Origin of the sequence: Mesorhizobium sp. M7A.F.Ca.CA.002.04.1.1, assembly GCF_004022805.1 — a bacterium.
GTDB classification, from domain to species: domain Bacteria; phylum Pseudomonadota; class Alphaproteobacteria; order Rhizobiales; family Rhizobiaceae; genus Mesorhizobium; species Mesorhizobium ciceri.
Genome location: NZ_RZPL01001213.1, coordinates 1 through 743, shown reverse-complemented (window position 1 = coordinate 743; position 743 = coordinate 1). Strand labels below are relative to the sequence as shown.

Below are 743 nucleotides of genomic sequence, written 5' to 3'. Positions count from 1 at the left end.
CTCGACCAGAAGGCCGACGTGCTCGCCACGAATCTGAGCGCGACCTCGGCGCTCGACGCCGCCGAAAAGGCAGGCGTTCCTTCGATAGGCTTTCAGCTCGACATGTCGCATGCCGCGCCGCGGACGATCCAGACCTCCGTCATCTTCCGCTGGGAGAAATATCTTGTGCCGACGATCAAGGAGATCATCGACGGCAACTGGAAACCCGAGGAATACGGCGCTTTCGAAGGCCTTGAAACCGGCGTGGTCGATCTTGCTCCTTTTGGCCCCTCGGTTTCCGAGGAGACCAAGGCAAAGGTTGAAGCAGCAAAGCAGGAGATCATCGCCGGCAAGCTTGATCCATTCCAGGGCCCTCTGAAAAAGCAAGACGGCACCATCGTTGTCGATGTCGGCGGGAAGGTCGACGATGCGGCGCTCTGGTCGATGGACTATTTCGTCGACGGTGTCATCGGCACCATGCCGGCGAAGTAATGACGACGGCGCTTCAGCAAGCGGGCGACATGCGACGACCGCTGGGCACGCCGGCGGCTCTGTTGATGCGCGGCATAGGCAAGTCGTTTGACGGCAAAGCCGCGCTCCGCGATGCGTCCTTCTGTCTCGAATGGGGGGAGGTGCATGCCATTGTCGGTGAGAACGGTGCAGGCAAGTCCACTTTGATGAACGTGGCGGCCGGCGTCTATGTAGCAGACGGGGGCGACCAATCGATCGACGGCGAAGCGATCAGTTTGCGCAGCCCGCTGGAA

At 60.8% G+C, this 743-nt stretch carries 2 protein-coding genes; both read left to right on the top strand.

The features are described from left to right. The coding region (locus ENZ75_RS33390) for a BMP family ABC transporter substrate-binding protein (RefSeq protein WP_128278681.1) at nt 1-471 on the top strand (471 nt) is incomplete at its 5' end. Further along, a partial coding sequence (locus ENZ75_RS35690) for an ATP-binding cassette domain-containing protein (protein WP_128278680.1) occupies nt 471-743 on the top strand: 273 nt, incomplete at its 3' end. The genes ENZ75_RS33390 and ENZ75_RS35690, both read left to right, overlap by 1 nt.